Here is a 585-nt window from a genome sequence, read left to right on the forward strand (position 1 = left end):
CAGAGCTACAACGGGTACACAGCGGTCGATGCCGAGCACCAGATCATCGTGGCGGTGGAGTTGACCAACTGCGCCGCGGACAGTCAGGCGCTGCTGGGCATGCTGGCAGCAGTTCAGGCCAACACCGGAGAAATGCCGGCCCAGACGCTGGCGGATGCGGGATTCCGTAGTGAGGCTGTTCTGGCAAAGGTCGCCGATCACCACGGCGATGTCATCGTTGCCCTCGGCCGCGAGGGACGTGAAGATGCCAAGGTCAATGCCAAGACCCATCCGCATACGGCGGCGATTGCGGCGAAATTGAAAACGGAGCAAGGCGATGCAGCTTACCGCCGGCGCAAGTCGATCGTGGAGGCTCCGAATGGTTGGATCAAGGCGGTGATGGGATTGCGTCAGTTCAGCATGAGGGGCCTGGACAAGGTGCAAGCCGAGTGGAAGCTCGTCTGCATGGCGCTAAATCTGAGGCGAATGGCGTATCTGTGAGGGCGAAGGTTAAATGGGGCGGCTCAAATGCACCCCAGTCGTCATAACACGCCGCGCGCCGCAAGATTGGTATCCTTGGCGCCGACGCCTTGCCAATTGCAGAGA

General features: G+C 60.7%; 1 protein-coding gene. It reads left to right on the plus strand.

All coding sequences use genetic code 11. The features are described from left to right. A partial coding sequence (locus tag NK987_RS21360) for a transposase (protein ID WP_259265503.1) occupies window positions 1-480 on the plus strand: 480 nt, incomplete at its 5' end. Window positions 481-585: the final 105 nt, after the last annotated feature.

Source organism: Aquiflexum gelatinilyticum (genome assembly GCF_024813435.1).
Classification (GTDB): Bacteria; Bacteroidota; Bacteroidia; order Cytophagales; family Cyclobacteriaceae; genus Cognataquiflexum; species Cognataquiflexum gelatinilyticum.